This window comes from Amycolatopsis sp. WAC 04197 (assembly GCF_003947475.1).
GTDB lineage: Bacteria > Actinomycetota > Actinomycetes > Mycobacteriales > Pseudonocardiaceae > Amycolatopsis > Amycolatopsis japonica.
In genome coordinates, this window is record NZ_QHJK01000009.1 from 263,853 (window position 1) to 282,401 (window position 18,549).

Sequence of the window (18,549 nt, forward strand, 5' to 3'; positions counted from 1 at the left end):
ATGACCACTGAGATCCGGGCAACCGCGCGCACTGGCGCGATCGAGGACTCATCCGCGTGAAAGCGGACGTTCCGTCACCCTCGATCGTTGCCCACGACGGCGCAATGTCAGCACAATGGCCGCAGCTGCAACGATTCCGATGAGATTGACCAGCAGCTGGCCCGCCGAATAGAGGCACCGTTCCCACTGACCGGCAACGGCCGCGACCACCGCGTAACCGGCGGCGGGCACGGTCGTCACCGAGATGAAGACGCCCACGAGTGCGGCGGATTTGGCCGACGTCATGGAAAGCATGCCCGCGGCGCCGGCGAGGAGCGCGACGATCAGCGACGCGATTCCCACCTGGTAAACGAAATCGACCTCGTGGTTGTCCGCGAGCTTGCTGACCTCGAGCACCCCGGTGGCGTTGCCGGCCAGCACCACGCCGAGGGTGATCACCATGGCGATCGGGAAACCGCCGAGCAGCGCGACACCGCCCTGCTTCACGAGATCTCCCCGGCGGAGCACCAGCCCGACGGCGATGGCCGCCAGCGGCCCGAATTCCGGCCCCACGACCATGGCGCCGACGATGGTGACGGCCGAGTTCGTGACGACGCCGACCGACGCCAGCAGGCACGCGATGGTCAGGAATGCCTGAAATGTCCAGGTGAGCCGGGACTCCTCGCCGGAGCGGCCGACGAGTTCCTGCCACACCACCGCGTCGGCGCCTTCGCCCGGCGCGGCCTCCTCGGCCTTGTCGGCGGCGTCGGACACCGCGGTGTCCAGCGCTTCCAACGTGATGCCGCCGGTGTGGTCGAGGTCGAGCCCGCACAGCGACTCGATGATCTCGTCGGCCGCCTCACGGGCGATGTCCGCTTCGATCAGGTCGCCCTCGGGCGCGACCGCCACCCCGCGATGCACGACGAGGTGCGCGGTCCCGGTGTGTGCCCGCAGGATCCGGATCGCTTCGCCGGTCCGGTCCGGCGGGCACACGGCCCTGAGATGGAGCATCAGTTCTTGACGGGCGGCGCGGGCTTGGCGTCGATGCCCGCCTCCTTGCGCTGCTCCGCGGTGATCGGCGCGGGAGCGGCGGTCAGCGGGTCGAACCCGCCACCGGTCTTCGGGAACGCGATCACGTCACGCAGCGACTCGGCCTTGGCCAGCAGCATGACGATCCGGTCCCAGCCGAACGCGATCCCGCCGTGCGGCGGCGGGCCGAAGGCGAAGGCGTCGAGCAGGAAGCCGAACTTCTCCTGCGCCTCCTCCTCGGACAGGCCCATCAGCTCGAAGACCTGCTTCTGCAGCTCCTGCTGGTGGATACGGATCGAGCCGCCGCCGATCTCGTTGCCGTTGCAGACGATGTCGTAGGCGTAGGCCAGCGCGTTGCCGGGGTCGTCGGCGAGTTTGCCGATCCACTCCGGGGTCGGCGAGGTGAAGGCGTGGTGCAGAGCCTTCCACTTGCCGCCGCCGACGGCGACGTCGTCGGACTCCTCGGCCGAGATGAACATCGGGAAGTCCACGACCCAGACGAACGACCAGGCGTTCTCGTCGATCAGGCCGAGACGGCTGCCGATCTCCAGCCGGGTGGCGCCCAGCAGCGCACGCGCGTCGGCGGGCTTGCCGGCGGCGAAGAAGACGCAGTCGCCGGGCTTGGCGCCGACGGCCTCGGCGACCGTCTCGCGCTCCTTCTCCGACAGGTTCTTCGCGACCGGCCCGCCGAGCGTGCCGTCCTCGTTGACCAGGATGTAGGCGAGCCCGCGGTGGCCGCGCTGCTTGGCGAAGTCCTGCCAGGCGTCGAGGGTGCGGCGCGGCTGGTCGGCCCCGCCCGCCATCACGACGGCGCCGACGTACGGCGCCTGGAACACGCGGAACGGGGTGTCGGCGAAGAACGCCGTCATGTCGGTGAGTTCGAGGTCGAAGCGCAGGTCCGGCTTGTCCGAACCGTACTTCTCCATCGCCTCGGCGTAGGTGATGCGGCGGAAGGGCTTCGGGATCTCGGCGCCGATCAGCTTCCACAGCGCCGTCACGATGTCCTCGCCGAGCGCGATGACGTCGTCCTGCTCGACGAAGCTCATCTCGATGTCGAGCTGGGTGAACTCCGGCTGCCGGTCGGCGCGGAAGTCCTCGTCCCGGTAGCAGCGCGCGATCTGGTAGTACCGCTCGAGGCCGCCGACCATGAGCAGCTGCTTGAACAGCTGCGGCGACTGCGGGAGCGCGTACCAGGAGCCGGGCTTGAGGCGGGCCGGGACGACGAAGTCGCGGGCGCCCTCGGGGGTGGAGCGGGTCATGGTCGGGGTCTCGACCTCGACGAACTCCTGGGCGTGCAGCACCTCGCGGGCGGCGCGGTTGACCTCGCTGCGCAGGCGCATCGCGGCCGCGGGGCCGCTGCGGCGCAGGTCGAGGTAGCGGTGCTTGAGGCGCACCTCTTCGCCGACGTCGACGCGGTCGTCGATCGGGAACGGCAGCACGGCGGCCTCGGACAGCACCTCGAGCTCGGTGACCAGCACCTCGATCTCGCCGGTGGGGATCTCGGCGTTGGCGTTGCCCTCCGGGCGCTTCGAGACCTCGCCGACGATGCGGACGCAGTACTCGGAGCGCAGCTGGTGGGCGCGCTCGGCCATCTCGCCCTCGCGGAAGACGACCTGGCTCACGCCGCTGGCGTCGCGCAGATCGATGAAGATGACGCCGCCGTGATCGCGCCGCCGGGCCACCCATCCGGTGAGGGTGACCGTCTGACCGGCGTGCTCGGCACGCAAGGTGCCGGCTTTGTGGGTGCGAAGCACTGCGGGTGCTCTCCTTCGGCATCACGATTCTGCGATTCGACGGCGCTGCGGTTCGATTTCCGCGCCGACGTCAAAGGCTAACGAATCGCCCGTGATGCCTCGCGACCAGGTGTTCTCAGATCGTCGGCCAGGCCTCCAGCGCGGCGACCATCCGGCGCGTGTGCGCCAGATAGTCCGGCACGGACAGGACCCGGCCGTCGATGTTCTCCAGCAGCCAGCCCGAGGCCGCTTCCTTCGACGCGAAGAACTCCGTGCAGACCAGCGCCTCGACGTAGTCCTGGCCGAGGGCGAGGTCGATCCCGGACAGCCGTGACGCGGCGACCACGGCGTGCGGCGGGTCGACGCTCAAGACCCTCTCGCGGGTGAAGTGGACACGGACACGCGCACCGGTCGCCGGGCAGACCGCGTCCGCGTGCACGGGTTCACCGGTGGCGACGGCCAGGAGGAACAGGTCGACCCGGTACCGGTCGGAGCCCGCCCGTCCGGCCGGGCGCGAACCTCGGTCCATCACGACCAGCCCGTCACGGATGACGAAGCCCATCAGGTCCATCAAACGGTGGGCTTCGGCCGGGTCCATGCCGACGGTGGCGGCGAGTCTTCCGATGGCGATGGGGTGTCTGCCCGCTCTGGTCAGCTTGGTCGCGGCCCAGGCGATGCGGACAGCGGCGGTGCGATCCGTACGGGTGGTCAACAGGCACCTCCTCGCCTTCGTCCCCTTGAGATTAGGCACGAAAAGGTTTTCCGCCAAGCCACTGCGCCGAACGGCCGAACCCGTTGTGCGGTAAGACTTTCGGACACTCGAGGCGAAAGTGCGCCTACAGCAGTTTCAGTTGCTCCGCCGCCGGTACCACCGCCTCCCCGGAACGCTGCACGGGCATCGTCACCTGCATCCGTTCCCCGTCGTCCGCACGGGAACCGAAACCGTGGCGGCGCAACAACGGACCGACCCTGGCGCCGAGCCGCTCCCGATAGGACTTCGGGAGATACGCGCCGCGCGAGTACAGCTCGCGGTATTTCGGCACCAGCTCCGGATGTTCCCGGCCGAGCCAGCGCGCGAACCATTCCCGCGCGCCCGGCCGCAGATGCAACGGAAGGACGGTGACCCGGGTGGCGCCCGCCTCGGCCAGCCGCGAGAACAGGGCGTCGAGCGCGGCCACCGAGTCGGTCAGGTACGGGAGCACGGGGGCGACCAGCACCGAACACGGCAGCCCGGCGTCGCGTGCCTTGCGGATCAGGTCGAGCCTCGCCCGCGGGCTCGGCGTCCCCGGCTCCAGACGGTGCTGGAGCTCCTCGTCCAGCAGCGCGAGCGAGATCGCCAGCCCGGCGGGCACGTCCTTCGACACCGATTCCAGCAACGGGAGATCCCTCGCCAGCACGGTCCCCTTGGTCAGGATCGACAGCGGCGTTCCCGAATCGGCCAGCGCGGTGATGATGCGCGGCATCAGCTTGTACCGGCCTTCGGCGCGTTGGTAGGGATCGGTGTTCGTGCCCATCGCGACGTGCTCGCGTGTCCAGCTCGGCCGCCGCAGCTGCGCGGCCAGCACCTCGGGCGCGTTGACCTTCACGATCACCTGCGTGTCGAAATCGCGTCCGGCGTCGAAGTCGAGGTACGTGTGGGTGTTCCTGGCGAAACAGTTGTGCGTGACCATGCCGTCGGCGATGAAGTCGCCGGTGCCGGTGGTGATGTCGAACAACGGCAGCTCGATGCCCAGCGGCTCGATGGACGTCACCTTCCGTCTCGTCCGGCCGATGGGCAGGCCGTCGAGCGATCGTTTCCAGCCGACGGCGGGGTCGGCGAGATGGAAGAACCGCACCTCCTCCGAGGGCCCGCCGAGGATCTGCACCGTCCACAGCGGACGGAACTTGGCGTTTTCGCTTCTGACGTAACGGAAGCCGAAGTTCCCCAGTGCGGAACAGAAGGTCGAGACGATGTCCTGTTCGTCATGGGTGACGCGCAACGCGCCGTGCCGGTAGCTCCCGGCGAGATCGAACAACCCGGCCAGGAATCCGCGCAGCCAATGGGAATCCGGCGATGGCGGCACCTGCACGAAACCGACCGACGCCCCGAAATCCGGCAGGTAGCGAAGCGCGCGGTCCGCGGCGTCCTTCTCGGCGGAGAACCCGCCGGAGCGCAACATCCCGCACAGGTATCCGGCGCGATAGCCGAGGGTGTCGTCCGGGGTGCGCGCGAGCCGCCCGACGCCGACGAGTTCGGTGCCGCCGACCAGATGCGGCCGCTGGGCCGCGCCGAACCGGGTGCCGGTGACGTGTTTCCAGCCGCGACCGGTCAGGAACCGGTGATCACCACTGGCCACGATGGACGTTCCGTCGTCGAGGGACAGGCGGTACGCCGGTTTCAGCGTCGACCAGTGCGCGAGGACCTTCGTCGGCACCAGACGGCGCCCCGCGCCCCGCCCGCGCGTCCCATAGATCGCGTCACCGGGCGCCAGTTCCGCGAGCGGCTTCGTGCGGCCGTCGGCCATCAGGACCGGCGTGCCGCCCTCGAGGCAGTACGTACACGCGTGAGAACAACCGCGGTACGGGTTCACCGTCCATCCGAACGGGACACCCGAGTCCTCGGGCACCTTGTTCAGCACGGATTTGGCGTGCACCTCGTGAAAGGTGACGCCGTCGAACTCGGGCGTGCGCACCGAACGCAGCAGCCCGTCCAATCCGGGCAGTACCGGCTCGCCGCCGTCCGCCCGCTGTCGATCCCATCGCACCCGGCCAGTCGAACACATGTTCTAGACAGGTGTCAAACGTATGTTCGAACGAGGGTGATCTTCGCAGCATTTAGTCCTCTGGATGCGGTAGTTGCGCGCGCAAGGACCGCATCCAGAGGACTAAACGCGAGCTAGAGCTTCGTGATCTCGTCCGCCACGTACCCGGCGGGCTGGATCAGCCCCGCGCACCGGCTCTCCCCGCGCGGCGCCGCCGAACGCCGCCGCACCGTCACCGAGTAGAAGTCCTCGCCGCCGCGCACGGTGACGACCCGCGCGTCGGATTCGAGCAGCGGCTCCTCCTGGACGGCGAGCACGTCGTCCAGCCCGGGGAGGTCCAGCCGCCGCCGGAGCGCGATCTCCGCGAATTGCGCCCACGCCGTCCGGGCGGACGTCCGGCCGCGAAGCTGCTCCGGCTCGACCTGGCCGCGCAACGCGGCCTTGGCGACCAGCCCCGCTTCGGCCGGGTTCAGCTGGCCGTGCAGGAAACCGTCGGGGACCACCAGCAGGTTGCCCGCCCAGCGATCGCCGCCGACGTGGCTGACCTCCCAGGACCGGCCGGGATGGTTCGTGTTGAGCGCCGAGGCCAGCGGACGGCCGAGCACCGCGCAGCACATGTCCTTGGTGCCGTGGGTGCAGACCAGGAACAGCGGCCCGTCCACGCGGGTGCCGAGCCCGCCGTCGCCTTCCGCGACGGCTTCGAGGTCCAGCGTGGCCAGTTCACCCAGGTCGTGGATTTCGAGGCGTTCCAGCCAGCGGTTGCCCGGCTCGCCTCCGCCCACGTACACGGAACGAGGGCGATCCGGGTCGCGCTGGTGTTTGCCGGGACGGCGGATGAGCAGCGGGCGCAGCCCGTGCGACCGTCTCAAGTTTTCGAGCAGCTCACGGCGCTCGGCGGGAAAGGCCTCGTCGAGGACGTTTTCCAGCGCGTCCGCGGGCCAGGGGCCCGGCTGCTCGATGAGCAGCCAGCACCGCATGTCCGCCGCGGTGCCGGCGGGGCTCGCCCCGAGCATGCGCGCGACGGTGGCGCAGCCCGGCAACGCGGCGGGCGGCGCTTGCGTGTCCGAGAGCTGAGCGGTCATCGGCCGACCACTCCGGACCTCACCTTAGGCATGCCTTAGCTTACCCCGTCCGGGCTCCCTCCACACTTCTCGCCTCCTGTGACTTTCAACCGATCGAGAGCAGTCCCTGCGTGGTGAGCTCACCGAGGAAGGCCCGCACCGTCCCTCGATCGAGTTCGGACAGCTCGGCGAGTCGCTTGACCGCCTGCGGCGAGCCGTCGAGCAGCGCCTTCAGCAGCGGGGTCGCGGCACTCGCGAAGACGAACCGTTTCCCGTCCGCGAGCAGGGTCACCCGGCCGTCCCCTTCTTCGAGCACCGCCCTCGGGACGAGGAACCGGACCTCGGTCTCGTCGCCGTCCGGCAGCAGGCCGGGGGTCGCCGCCCAGGGCAGGCCGACGCGCGGATGCGCCGGGGCCGCCGAGTCGCGTTCGGCGAGGAACCTGTCGACGACGTCGGTGGTCAGCGTGGCTTCCAGCTCCGCGCGCAGGGCCGCGGCGCGGGCCGCGCGTTCCTCGGCCGTCCCGAACCGCGGGAGGTCCTGCCGGAACGCGGTGCTCGCCCGCAGTTTGTCCGCGAGCCAGGAGACGAGGTCGATCCCCGTCGCCGGGCTGAAGCCGAGCGTGAGGTGCAGCGACATCTCCCCCACGGCGGTGACGTCGTGCCAGTGCCCGCGCGGGACGTAGAGGACGTCGCCGTCTTCGAGGACGAAGTCGTCGATCGGCTCCCCGGGCCGCTCGGGCTGCTCGACGTCGCGATGCAGCGGGGCGGGCCTGGTCGGGCCGTGCATCCGCCAGCGTTTGCGGCCGGCGACCTGGATGATGAACGCGTCGTGGTCGTCCCAGTGCACGTCGAAACCGTGGGTCACGCCCCAGCCCGCGTACAGGTTGACCTGGACGCTCTCGCGGAGGTCGTGTTCGAGACTCCTGGCGAGATCGCCGATCGGGTCGCTGAGTTCCTGGATGGCGTCGAGCACCATCGTCGCGCCGCCGCGGAGATGCTCCGTGAAGGGAGCGGCCTGCAGGCGGGGGACGGTGCCACTGCGGCGGGTGGGGACGAGATCGGTGTAGCTCTCCATGGGCACCGGGGTGCCATCGAGCGCGAGGCGCAGCCGCGGGAACTCCAGGCGGTGCTGCCGGAGGATCGCGTTCAGCGCCGGCCACGGCAGCAGGTCGGCGAACCGGCCCGCGCGGCCTTCGAAACGGCGGTAGGTCTCGCCCTGGACGTCTTGGAAGAACTGGCTGACCCCGAGCGGAGCCACGAGGTCAGCCAGCGTCGGCGTTTCGGGCACTCAGCCGTCGTTGCCGTCGTTGTCGGCGGCCGCGCCGTTGGCCTTCCCGCGGTCGACCGCGGTCGGGATCTTCTCGACCTCCAGCAGCAAACCGCTGTCGGGAGCCTGCGTACCTGACTGTTCCTGTGCCATCCTGCCACCTTTTTCTCGGACGAGCGGACGGACCGAAAATCGGCCTGGAGCGCCGCCAAGCCTACGACACGTTTCGAGAAAATTCACTGCCCAGCAGGGAAAAACGGCCTTGTGAGCGATCTTCGACACCGTGGCGCCGGTTCACCCGGACAGCGGTTCTAAGCTGCCATCCATGGCTGAACCGGCATCCGTCCCCCGCCCGCGATGGGACGCGTTCGCGGCCATCGGAGCGGGTGGCGCGCTGGGCAGTCTCGCCCGCTACGGCCTCTCCGTCGCGATCCCCCACTCCCCCGGCCGGTTCCCGCTTTCCACCTTTGCCACCAACGTTTCCGGCTGTCTGCTGATCGGTGTCCTGATGGCGCTGCTGACCGCGGCGAAGAAACCGCACAGACTGCTGCGGCCGTTCCTCGGGGTCGGGATCCTGGGCGGCTACACCACGTTTTCGACCTATGCGACGGACACACTCGATCTTGTGACGGCGGGACGTCCGTTCACCGGGTTGGCGTACGCGTTCGCCACGGTGGCCGCCGCACTGGTAGCCGTCTACGCCGGGCACGAGATCACCCGCGCGGTGCGGAAATGACCGTTCTGTTCGTCGCGCTCGGCGGCGGCCTCGGCGCGATCCTGCGATTCCTGACCGACCGGCGCGTCCAGGCCTGGCGGAAATCCGGGTTCCCGTGGGGCACGCTCACGGTGAACGTCGTCGGCTCGGCGATCCTCGGCGTGCTGACCGGCTGGGCCCTGCACGGTGGGCCGCCGGACACCGTCCGAGCACTGCTGGCCGTCGGTTTCTGCGGCGGGCTCACGACGTTCTCGACGTTCGGGTACGAAACCCTGCTGCTGTTCACCGGAAAGCGGCGAGCACGCGCAGCGCTGTACGTCGGCGTCACGATGGCCGCCGGGATCGGCGCCGCGGCGATCGGGCTCCTGATCGCGTCCGCGATCTGGCGCTGACTCAGTCTTCGGGGGCCATCCGCCACGCGGCCGCGGCGATCGCCTCGCGCTGCTCGGCCGGAAGGCCTGCCGCCATCTCCTCCAGCTTCTCGACGACACCTTCGTGGGCGGCGTTCGCGAGCCGGAGCCCTTCTTCGGTCAGCGTGATCTTCAGCGCGCGGCGGTCACAGGAATCCGCGACCCGCTCGACGAGCGCGCGCCGCTGCACGCGGTCCACCAGGCCGGTGACGCTGGACTTCTCGAGGTTCAGCATCTTGCCGAGGTCGGTCATCCCGACCCCCGTCTCCCCCTGTGCCAGTACGCAGAGCAGCTGCGCCTGCTGCGGCGTGAGGTCGTACGACCGGCCGACGTCGATGAAAGCCCGCTGCACGAGATGCGAAAGCCGCACCAGCGCGGTCGCGAATCCGAGGTCTTCGGCCGTGGTCATGACCGAAGTCTACTTGACGATCGTTCGGAGTACGAACTACTGTAGTTCGTAGTACCAACATTACGCACTACGAACTAGGGGATCTCATGACCACGACCGTGGCCGTCATCGGCGGGGGATACGGCGGCACGACCGTCGCCAAGGAGCTGGACTCGTTCGCCGACGTCGTGCTCGTCGAGCCGCGCGAGGACTTCGTCCACCACGTCGCCGCGTTGCGCGGACTCGTCGATCCCGAGTGGACGGATCGGCTCTTCTACCCGTACTCCGGGCTTCTCGAACGGGGACGGGTGCTGCGCGACCGCGCGGTGAGCGTGGACCAGGGCGGCGTCACGCTCGCGTCGGGTGAGCGGCTCGCGCCGGACTACGTCGTGCTGGCGACCGGTTCGGCGTACCCGTTCCCGGCGAAGATCGATTTCCATGACAGCGCTTCGGCGAAGGCGAAGATCCGCGCCACCCGGGAGGAACTCGCGGGAGCGGAGAAGGTGCTGCTGCTCGGCGCGGGCCCGGTGGGCCTCGAACTGGCGGGTGAGATCAAGGCGGTGTGGCCGGAGAAGACCGTGACGATCGTCGACCCGGCGAAGGAGATCCTGGCCGGTTTCCCGGACGAGTTCCGCGCCGAGATCCGCCGTCAGCTCGACGACCTGGGCGTCGAACTCCTGCTCGGCACTTCACTGGCCGAGGCGCCCGTCTCGGAACCGGGGCAGGCCAAGACGTTCACCTCGGGGCTCACCGGTGGCGGCGAGGTGACCGCCGACCTGTGGTTCCAGTGCTACGGCGGCGCGCCGCACACCGCGTACCTCGACGGCGAACTGGCCGCCGCGCGGCAGGCGAACGGGCAGGTCGAGGTGACGCCCGAACTGCGTCTGCCGGGGCAGCCGCGCGTGTTCGCGCTCGGCGACATCACGGCGCTGCCGGAGGGGAAGCTGGCGAAGGTGGCCGGTGACCACGCGGAGGTCGTCGTGGCCAACATCCGGGCGCTGATCGAAGGCGGCGAGCTGCGCACGCACACCCCGGGCGGGCCGATGATCTCGTTGCCGCTCGGGCCTTCCGGGGGCGCGACCTACGCCGAGGAGGTCGGGGTCCTGGACGCGGCGACGACGTCGGAGATCAAGGGGTCGCACATGATGGCTTCGCGGTACGACGAGCTGTTCAACGTCGCCTGAGCCGCCCCCGGATGTCATGAAAGGGCCGTTCAGGACAAAAGATGTCCTGAACGGCCCTTTCATGACACGCGTCAGCGGGGAGCGAGGCCCCGCACGTGCGCGAAGGGGTCCTCCCCCGTCGGCAGCAACGCGATGATCGGCGTCGTCAGCCCGTTGTCCACATAGGACTGCACCTGCTCGCGGCAGGATTCGAGGCTGCCGTGCACGATCAGGTCGTCGACGACCTCGTCCGGGATGACCTGGTTCGCCTTCTGCCGGTCGCCCGCCGCCCACGCCTCGTGCATCGGCGCGAGCGCCTCACCGCGGCCGAGCCATTCGTGGAACGCCGCGTACACCGGCACGGTCAGGTAGCTCGAAATGAGCATCCGGCCGAGTCCCCGCGCGGCGTTCTTGTCCTCGGTGGGGCACACGAAGATCCGCGCCGCCAGTTCGACGTCCGGTCCGATCTCCGCCCGCACCTTCGGCACGTCGGAGGCGGCGAGCCAGTTGGTGATGGCGCCGTCGGCCTCCTTCGCCGCCAGCCGCAGCATGCCCGGCCGCAGCGCGGCGAGCATGATCGACGGCGGCGGGTCGGTGGGCCGCTCCAGCCGGAACTTGCTGACCGAGAACGACTCGTAGTCCTCGGTGACCTTCTCCCCCGCCAGCGCGGAGCGCAGGAACCGCAGGGTGTCCCGCGAGCGCGCGAACGGCGCCTCGAACTCGGCGGCGTTCCAGTTCTTCACGATCACCGGCGACGACGCGCCGATGCCGAGCACGAACCGGCCGGGCGCCAGTTCCGCGACGGTCGCCGCACTCATCGCCAGCAGCCCGGGCCCGCGCGTGTACACCGGCACGATCGCGGTGCCCAGCCGCAACTGCGGCGCCCACTGCGAAGCCAGCACCAGCGGCGTGAAGGCGTCGTGGCCCGCCGTCTCGGCCGACCACGCGTCGGTGTAGCCGAGATCCGGCAGTCCCCGCACCATCTCCTCGTGCGCCGCGAGCGGCACCCCGGTCAGCGGAATGGTGATGCCCCACCGTTTCATGCGTTCTCCTCGCTCTTGACCGCGGCACCGGACAGCTCACGCACGATCCAGTCCACCTGCGTGCGCATCAGGTTCTCCGCGACCTCTTCGGCCTGCGGCGTCATATGCGTCGCGCCGGCCAGCGGCAGGAACACGTGCGCGCGTCCCTTGGCCAGCAAGGCCGACGACAGGCGCAACGAGTGGGCGACGAAAACGTTGTCGTCGGCCAGTCCGTGCACGATCAGCAGCGCCCGCGAGAGGTCACCGGCGCCGGCGATCAGCGAGTTGTGCTCGTATGAAGCCGGTTCTTCCTGCGGCAGCCCGAGATAACGCTCGGTGTAGTGCGTGTCGTACAGCGACCAGTCGGTCACCGGGGCACCCGCGACACCGGCGTGGAAGACGTCGGGACGCCGCAGCACGGCCAGCGCGGACAGGTAGCCGCCGTAGGACCAGCCGCGGATGGCGACCCGTTCCAGATCCAGTTCCGGATGGAGCGCGGCCGCCGCGTGCAGCGCGTCGACCTGGTCGGCGAGGGTGACGTCGGCGAGTTTTCCCGCGATCTCCTTCTCCCAGGCCGAACCCCGGCCGGGTGTCCCGCGCCCGTCGGCGACCAGCACCGCGAAACCCTGGTCCGCCAGCCACTGCGGCGTCAGGAAGGCGTTCCGGGTCTGCAGGACACGCTGGGCGTGCGGGCCGCCGTACGGGTCGAGCAGCACCGGGAGTTTGCCCTCGCTCTCCTCGTACCCGGTCGGCAGCACCAGCGCGGCACGCAGGCCCCGCTCCCCCAGCGTCAGCCAGGTCAGGTTCGGCACGACGTCGGGGTCGACGGTGAAGGAACCGATGCGCGCCACCGTCTCCTCGCCGGACACGACGGTCACGACCGGGCCGCTGCGCTCCAGGCTCCACGACGAGAGCACGGTCAGCGAAGCGTTGCCGGAGCCGACGTGCACACCGTCCTCAGTGGACAGACGACGGAGCTCGCCGCCCTCGGTGCGGAAGACGTGGATCTGCGTCGGGTCGGCCTCCGAGGCGCTGAACAGCACCTCGTCGCCGACGTGCAGGATCGAGCGCACCTGCAGTCCCGGCGGGGTGACGGCCACGCCGTCGACGACCAGCCGGTGGTCGCCGTCGGCGGCGCTCTCGCGCACCAGACGGCCGTCGGCGGTCCACGCCGGGACACCCGCGGCGAGCTCGACCCAGTGCTCGTCGGTCTCGGTGTGCAGCACCTCGACCGAACCGGTCGCCGGGTCGACCGCCTGGATCTCCAGCTTCCGCTGGTCACGCGACTGGACCGACAGCAGCGGCTTGCCCGCGGCGGACCAGTGCACCGCGGCCAGGTACTCCCAGCCGGTCTTCGTGACGTCGACGCGGGAGCCGTCGAGGCCGAGGATCGCCAGCGTCACGTCCGCGTTCGTGGTGCCCGCGGCGGGATACGCGACGACGTTGGCGGCCGACTGCGGGTTGGCCGGGTCGGCGATCGTCCAGCGCGGCACGGCCGCCCGGTCGGACCGCTCGACGAGCAGGCTCTTCCCGTCCGGCGACCACCAGTAGCCGCGGGTGCGGCCCATCTCCTCGGCCGCGATGAACTCCGCGAGCCCCCAGGCGATGTCGTCGCCCGCCTCGTCGACGAGCACGCGGTCCTCGCCGGTCGCCCGGTCGATCACCCGCAGGCGCCGGTCGCGGACGTAGGCGACGTGAGTGCCGTCCGGGCTGGGCCGCGGGTCGACGACCGAACCGTCGACCAGCACCGCGACCTCGCCGGTGGCCAGGTCGAGGGTGTGAAGCTTGCCCGAGAGCGAGAACGCGGCGACGGTGAAGGCGTCGTCGACCGCGTAGCCGACCACGCCGCCGCCGGTCTCCCGGCTGCGCTCGCGGCGGGCACGCTCCTCCGGCGGCAGGTCCTCTTCACCGGGCAGCAGCTCGGCCGCGTCGACCAGCTTCTTCTCCTCGCCCGACGCGACGTCGAACGACCACAGGCTGTGCCGCGGGTCCGTCCCGGACCCGGACCGCAAGAACAGGATGCGGGAGCCGTCCGGGGAGACCTTGAACTCTTTGGGCGCGCCGAGGGTGAAGCGCTGGGTGCGGGCCTGACGGCGGAGGAACGGGAGATCTTCGAGGCTGTTGTCGGTCACGTCCCGCACTCTTTCAGACGATCAACCGGGGACGCCAACGCCTTCCAGCTTCTTCAGCTCCGTCTCGGGGTCGAAGTCGGCGGGCGGGAACTTCGGGTCCATCTCCTCGATCGTCTCGATCAGCAGCCGCGCGACCAGCCAGTTGCGGTACCACTTGCGGTCGGCCGGTACGGCGTACCAGGGCGCGGCCGCCGTGGACGTCTTGGCGAAGATGTCGGAGTAGGCCTTCTGGTAGTCGTTCCACTGGGCACGCGCGTCGAGATCGGCCGGGTTGTACTTCCACCACTTCGCCGGGGTCTCCAGCCTCGCCTTGAGCCGCTTCAGCTGCTCCTCCGGCGAGATGTCGAGGAAGACCTTGACGATGGTCGTCCCGGCCTCGGTCAGCTCCTTCTCGAACGCGTTGATCTCGGCGTAGCGCTTGCGCCATTCCGCCGCGGGGACGAGCTTCTGGACGCGCGGCACCAGGATGTCCTCGTAGTGCGAACGGTCGAAGACGCCGACCTGTCCCGGCACGGGGAGCTGTTTGCGGATCCGCCACAGGTAGTGGTGGCGAGCCTCGGCCGTGGTCGGCTTCTTGAACCCGGCGTACCGCACGCCCATCGGGTTGACCAGGCCGAGGACGTGGCCGACGGTGCCGCCCTTGCCGGAGGTGTCCATCCCCTGCAGGACCAGCAGGAGGCTGCGGTGCCCGCCGCCGACGCCCTCCGCGTACAACGCCTCCTGCAGCTCGGCGAGCCTGTCCCCGGCCTCGGCGAGATCTTTGAGTCCCTTGGGCTTCTTGGTCGGCCCGATCGGGAACGAGCCCGGATGGTGCCGCTCGCCGCCCTTGCCGATCCTCAGCGTGTCCCGGACGGAGACGGTGTCCTTTTTCGCCATCCGGCGACGATAACCGCGGTCCGGGTCCCGCGCCTCCGGTGATCGAGTACGGCCCTGCACGATTTCGCCACTCGATGGAGTCGATACGCAACGAACAACGGGTCAAAGCAACGTTTCCCGGATGAAAGCAGCCGGATGGGCATCTAACCTGAACGCATGACGACCGCCGACTTCATCGCGCTCGACGAGCAGTGGAGCACGCACAACTACCACCCCCTGCCCGTGGTGATCGCCACCGCCGAAGGCGCCTCGGTCACCGACGTCGAGGGCAAGACCTACCTCGACTTCCTCTCCGGCTACTCGGCGCTGAACTTCGGGCACCGCCACCCCGGGCTCATCGCCGCCGCGGTCGAGCAGTTCGGCCGGGTGACGCTGACCTCGCGTGCCTTCCACCACGACCAGCTCGGGCTGTTCTGCCGGGAGCTCGCCGAGCTGACCGGTACCGAGATGACCCTGCCGATGAACTCCGGCGCCGAAGCCGTCGAATCCGCGGTGAAGATCGCCCGGAAATGGGCGTACCGGGTCAAGGGCGTCCCCGACGGGACCGCGGAGATCGTCGTCGCGGGCTCCAACTTCCACGGCCGCACGACGACCATCGTGTCCTTCTCCACCGACGAGACCGCGCGCACCGACTTCGGCCCGTTCACGCCGGGCTTCGTCACGGTGAAGTACGGCGACGCCGAAGCGCTCCGCGACGCCATCACCGAGCGCACCGCCGCGGTCCTGCTGGAGCCGGTGCAGGGCGAGGCTGGCGTGATCGTGCCGCCCGCCGGCTACTTCGCCGAGGCGCGGCGGCTGTGCGACGAGCACAATGTCCTGCTGATCGCCGATGAGATCCAGTCCGGTCTCGCCCGCACCGGCACCGTCCTCGCGCTCGACCACGAGGGCGTCCGTGCCGACGTCTACACGCTGGGCAAGGCGCTCGGCGGCGGCATCATGCCGGTCTCGGCCGTCGTCGGGAGCAAGGACGTGCTCGGCGTGCTGCGGCCGGGTGAACACGGCTCCACCTTCGGCGGGAACCCGGTCGCGTGCGCGATCGGCCGCGCCGTGGTCAGCCTGCTGAAGACCGGCGAGTTCCAGGAGCGGTCGCGGGAACTGGGCGCCCACCTGCACTCGCGGCTCGGCGAACTGGTCGGGAACGGGCTCGCCGAGGTCCGCGGGCGCGGGCTCTGGGCGGGCATCGACATCGCGCCCGGCGGGCCGACCGGCCGCGAGGCGTCGACGGCGCTCGCCGAACGCGGCGTGCTGTGCAAGGAGACGCACGATCACACGCTGCGGATCGCGCCGCCGCTGGTGATCTCCCGCGAGGAACTCGACCGCGGTATCGACGCGATCACGGAGGTCGTCAAGACGCGGTGAACCTTTCGGACGGGTTGTACGTTGCCTGTCCATGGGAGCAGAGCGGGAGTGGGTGGAGCGGCCGCTGGTCGGCACCGAGACGGTGTCGCCGGAGGACTGGTCCGCGAGGGGTAAGGCGCTGCGGGCCGAGGCGCCGACGTCCGCGCACGATCACGCGGCGGCGGGCGAAGGACGGCCGAGTGTGGCGGAGTTCTTCGCGCGGAGCAACGAAGGCCGCCTGCCGGAGCTGGTGGAACTGCGGCGTGAGCGCATGCTCGCGTCGCCGTTCACCTTCTACCGCGGGGCCGCCGGGCTGATGGCCGCCGATCTGGCGGGTTCGCCGGCGTCCGGGCTGACGGCGCAGCTCTGCGGCGACGCGCACGCCGCGAACTTCGGTCTCTACGGCACGCCCGAAGGCCAGATCGTCATGGACATCAACGACTTCGACGAATCGGTGCCGGGCCCGTGGGAGTGGGACCTCAAACGGCTCGCCGCGAGTCTCGTCCTGGCCGGTCGCGAGGGCGGCATCGGCGAATCGGGCTGTCGTGAAGCCGCCGAAGACGCGGTGAAGTCGTACCGGCGCACCATCCGGGGGCTGGCGGAGCTGCCGTTCCTGCGGTCGTGGAACGCGTTGCCGGACGCGTCGGTGCTGAGCAAGGTGCGCGCCCACGACTTGATCGACGACTTCGAGGAAGCGGCCGAGAAGGCGCGGAAGAACACCAGCGCCAAGGTCACCGCGAAATGGACTCGGCGGATCGACGACCACGAGACCGGCCTCGAACGGCACCGTTTCGTCGAAGACCCGCCGGTGCTCACGCACGTCGACGACGCGACCGCCGAAGCCGTCGTGACCGGCCTGGTGTCCTATGTGGACACGCTGCGCGAGTCGCGGCGGACGCTGATCTCGCGGTACCGGGTGTCCGATGTGGCCTTCCGGGTGGTCGGCACCGGCAGTGTCGGGTTGCGCAGCTACGTCGCGCTGTTGCACGGGAACTCCGGCGAAGACCTTGTGCTGCAGGTGAAACAGGCCAACCCGTCGGCGCTCGCGCCGTTCCTCGGCCTGCCCGCTCCTGAGCACGAAGGCCGCCGGATCGTCGAAGGCGCGCGGCTCGTGCAGGCCGAAACGGATATCCTGCTCGGCTGGACGACCATCGACGGCGTGCCGTACATCGTGCGGCAGTTCCGGAACCTCAAGGGCGACATCGATCCTGCGGAGCTGAAGAAGGACCACCTCGACGACTACGGCCGCCTTGCCGGCGCGTTGCTGGCACGGGCGCACGCGCGGTCCCTGCATCCGCGGATGCTGGCCGGGTACTTCGAGGACGACGAAGACCTCGATGAGGCCATCGGCGCCTACGCCATGCGGTACGCGGATCAGACCGAAGCGGACTTCGAGACCTTCCGCGCCCTCTGACCCCCTGCCCGCATTTAGTCCTCTAAATGCGGGCAGGGGCAACCCGATCCGGCACCTTCGCGCAGCTCCTCGCGGTGGTCGTGAGTGGCGTTTCGGGTTATTGAGGCCACCGAGGCCTGGCACGCTCACCCGACCGTCCAAAAAGGACACTTTTCGAGACCAAGTCGTCCAATTTGGGCACTTTGCGCAGTATCGCCCGGGGGTCGTGAGTGGCGATGGTCGTTCTAACCCTCTTTACCACTCACGACCCGCGCGGGAACCGGGCATCATGACATCAATCGGGCGCGCAGTCCACGCACGGTGTCCGTTGTGGACACGTCGCGCCGGGGTCCACCGCATTCAGAGGACTAAATGCGGTTTCAGACCAGGGCCAGGACGTCGTCGGCGCAGCCCCAGGCGACGGTGATCCCCGCACCGCCATGTCCGTAGCAGTGCACGACGCGGCCGTCCCGCTCCAGCCGCACCTCGGGCCGGAAGGGCCGCAAGCCGACCTTCGCGCCCAGCACGGGCGCGTCGGCCAGCGCGGGCACGAGTTCCCGGCACCGGCGCACGATGTCGGCGGTCACGCCGGGGTCCGGTTCGACCGAATCGCGGCCGGGCTCCTGCGTGCCGCCGCAGACGACGTGGCGGCCGTGCGGGATCACGTGCCGCAGCACCGGCGTCGAGCCGTCGACGATCCATTCGGTCAGCCCCGGATCGGCGAGGTGGACGACCTGGCCGCCGACCGGCACGACCGTGCCGTCCCCGGCCAGCCGTCCCCCGCCGAGCCCGGCGGCGTTCACCACGAGATCCGCGTCGAGGTCGGCCAACCGCGACACGGTGCGGTACTCGGTCCGCACGCCCAGCGCGGCGACCTCCCCGGCGAGCCAGTCGAGGTACACCGGGGTGTCGACGAGCGCGGTGGTGAAGGTGAGCCGTCCGGGTTCGTGATCGAGGCCGGGCATCGACAGCGCCCACGACGGCAGCGCCGCCTCACGCGGGACGACGTACGTCCCCCGGAGCATGCGGACGCCGGGGGCGCCGAGGGTGCGGTACTCCTCGACGCTCGTCGTGGTCCAGCGGTCGACCCGGTCGGAGTCCGCCGCCAGCGGCGGGAACAGCACGCCACCCGCGACCGCCGACGTCGTCTCCCCCGGACCGGCGTCGGTGACCACCGTGACGTCGTGCCCGGCCCCCGCCAGCCGGTGCGCGCAGCTCAGCCCGATCACCCCGCCGCCGACCACACTGATCCGCATCGAAAGCCCCCTTCGTCTTCGCGAGCCGTCCTTGCATGGTGACTGA

General features: G+C 69.9%; 17 protein-coding genes. 5 read left to right on the plus strand and 12 right to left on the minus strand.

Features of this window, described 5'->3' with window-relative positions:
* Positions 1–48: 48 nt before the first annotated feature.
* From DMC64_RS31225 to DMC64_RS43560, 7 genes are all read right to left on the minus strand, one after another.
* Positions 49–990: a DUF389 domain-containing protein gene (locus DMC64_RS31225; RefSeq protein ID WP_125736424.1), complete on the minus strand. Its 942-nt coding sequence runs from the start codon at positions 988–990 to the stop codon at positions 49–51.
* Positions 990–2,762, minus strand: a complete 1,773-nt coding sequence (aspS, locus tag DMC64_RS31230) for an aspartate--tRNA ligase (RefSeq protein WP_037343862.1) — start codon at positions 2,760–2,762, stop codon at positions 990–992. Before aspS ends, DMC64_RS31225 begins: the two co-directional genes overlap by 1 nt.
* Positions 2,763–2,877: 115 nt before the next feature.
* Positions 2,878–3,453 (minus strand): organomercurial lyase, encoded by a 576-nt coding sequence (merB, locus tag DMC64_RS31235; RefSeq protein ID WP_125736425.1) that lies wholly within the window; start codon positions 3,451–3,453, stop codon positions 2,878–2,880.
* Between the two features lie 124 nt (positions 3,454–3,577).
* Complete coding sequence (locus tag DMC64_RS31240; protein ID WP_199755158.1) at positions 3,578–5,485, minus strand: intein-containing Rv2578c family radical SAM protein; 1,908 nt, start codon at positions 5,483–5,485, stop codon at positions 3,578–3,580.
* A gap of 131 nt (positions 5,486–5,616) precedes the next feature.
* Entirely contained in the window at positions 5,617–6,564 is a 948-nt protein-coding gene (locus DMC64_RS31245) for a sucrase ferredoxin (RefSeq protein ID WP_125736426.1), read from the minus strand.
* Positions 6,565–6,649: 85 nt separating this feature from the next.
* Positions 6,650–7,831: a cupin domain-containing protein gene (locus DMC64_RS31250; protein WP_125736427.1), complete on the minus strand. Its 1,182-nt coding sequence runs from the start codon at positions 7,829–7,831 to the stop codon at positions 6,650–6,652.
* Positions 7,832–7,963 carry a hypothetical protein gene (locus tag DMC64_RS43560; protein ID WP_005157133.1) on the minus strand — a complete coding sequence of 44 codons (132 nt, stop codon included), beginning with the start codon at positions 7,961–7,963 and terminating at the stop codon, positions 7,832–7,834. It abuts the gene before it with no gap.
* 172 nt (positions 7,964–8,135) lie between these two features.
* Here DMC64_RS43560 and crcB (DMC64_RS31255) point away from each other — a divergent pair, with 172 nt between their 5' ends.
* Complete coding sequence (crcB, locus tag DMC64_RS31255; RefSeq protein ID WP_073846938.1) at positions 8,136–8,546, plus strand: fluoride efflux transporter CrcB; 411 nt, start codon at positions 8,136–8,138, stop codon at positions 8,544–8,546.
* Positions 8,543–8,917 carry a fluoride efflux transporter CrcB gene (gene crcB, locus DMC64_RS31260; protein WP_125736428.1) on the plus strand — a complete coding sequence of 125 codons (375 nt, stop codon included), beginning with the start codon at positions 8,543–8,545 and terminating at the stop codon, positions 8,915–8,917. The genes crcB (DMC64_RS31255) and crcB (DMC64_RS31260) overlap by 4 nt, the downstream gene beginning before the upstream one ends.
* A 1-nt stretch (position 8,918) precedes the next feature.
* Here the strand turns inward: crcB (DMC64_RS31260) and DMC64_RS31265 are convergent, their stop codons facing one another.
* Positions 8,919–9,344, minus strand: a complete 426-nt coding sequence (locus tag DMC64_RS31265) for a MarR family winged helix-turn-helix transcriptional regulator (RefSeq protein ID WP_037343853.1) — start codon at positions 9,342–9,344, stop codon at positions 8,919–8,921.
* Positions 9,345–9,430: 86 nt separating this feature from the next.
* Here DMC64_RS31265 and DMC64_RS31270 point away from each other — a divergent pair, with 86 nt between their 5' ends.
* Positions 9,431–10,507 carry an NAD(P)/FAD-dependent oxidoreductase gene (locus DMC64_RS31270; RefSeq protein ID WP_125736429.1) on the plus strand — a complete coding sequence of 359 codons (1,077 nt, stop codon included), beginning with the start codon at positions 9,431–9,433 and terminating at the stop codon, positions 10,505–10,507.
* A gap of 71 nt (positions 10,508–10,578) precedes the next feature.
* On the opposite strand, the gene DMC64_RS31275 is transcribed toward DMC64_RS31270, so the two are convergent.
* Genes DMC64_RS31275 through DMC64_RS31285 form a run of 3 tightly spaced genes read right to left on the minus strand, consistent with a single transcriptional unit; the run spans position 10,579 to position 14,516 of the window.
* Positions 10,579–11,529, minus strand: a complete 951-nt coding sequence (locus tag DMC64_RS31275) for an LLM class F420-dependent oxidoreductase (RefSeq protein WP_125736430.1) — start codon at positions 11,527–11,529, stop codon at positions 10,579–10,581.
* Positions 11,526–13,640: a prolyl oligopeptidase family serine peptidase gene (locus tag DMC64_RS31280; RefSeq protein ID WP_125736431.1), complete on the minus strand. Its 2,115-nt coding sequence runs from the start codon at positions 13,638–13,640 to the stop codon at positions 11,526–11,528. The genes DMC64_RS31275 and DMC64_RS31280 overlap by 4 nt, the downstream gene beginning before the upstream one ends.
* Positions 13,641–13,661: 21 nt before the next feature.
* A complete protein-coding gene (locus DMC64_RS31285; protein ID WP_125736432.1) occupies positions 13,662–14,516 on the minus strand; it encodes a PPK2 family polyphosphate kinase in 855 nt (284 codons plus the stop codon).
* Between the two features lie 156 nt (positions 14,517–14,672).
* Here DMC64_RS31285 and rocD point away from each other — a divergent pair, with 156 nt between their 5' ends.
* Complete coding sequence (gene rocD, locus DMC64_RS31290) at positions 14,673–15,875, plus strand: ornithine--oxo-acid transaminase (protein WP_125736433.1); 1,203 nt, start codon at positions 14,673–14,675, stop codon at positions 15,873–15,875.
* A gap of 31 nt (positions 15,876–15,906) precedes the next feature.
* Positions 15,907–17,268 (plus strand): DUF2252 domain-containing protein, encoded by a 1,362-nt coding sequence (locus DMC64_RS31295; RefSeq protein ID WP_125736434.1) that lies wholly within the window; start codon positions 15,907–15,909, stop codon positions 17,266–17,268.
* Positions 17,269–17,627: 359 nt separating this feature from the next.
* On the opposite strand, the gene DMC64_RS31300 is transcribed toward DMC64_RS31295, so the two are convergent.
* Positions 17,628–18,503: an FAD-dependent oxidoreductase gene (locus tag DMC64_RS31300; protein ID WP_125736435.1), complete on the minus strand. Its 876-nt coding sequence runs from the start codon at positions 18,501–18,503 to the stop codon at positions 17,628–17,630.
* Positions 18,504–18,549 lie beyond the last annotated feature (46 nt).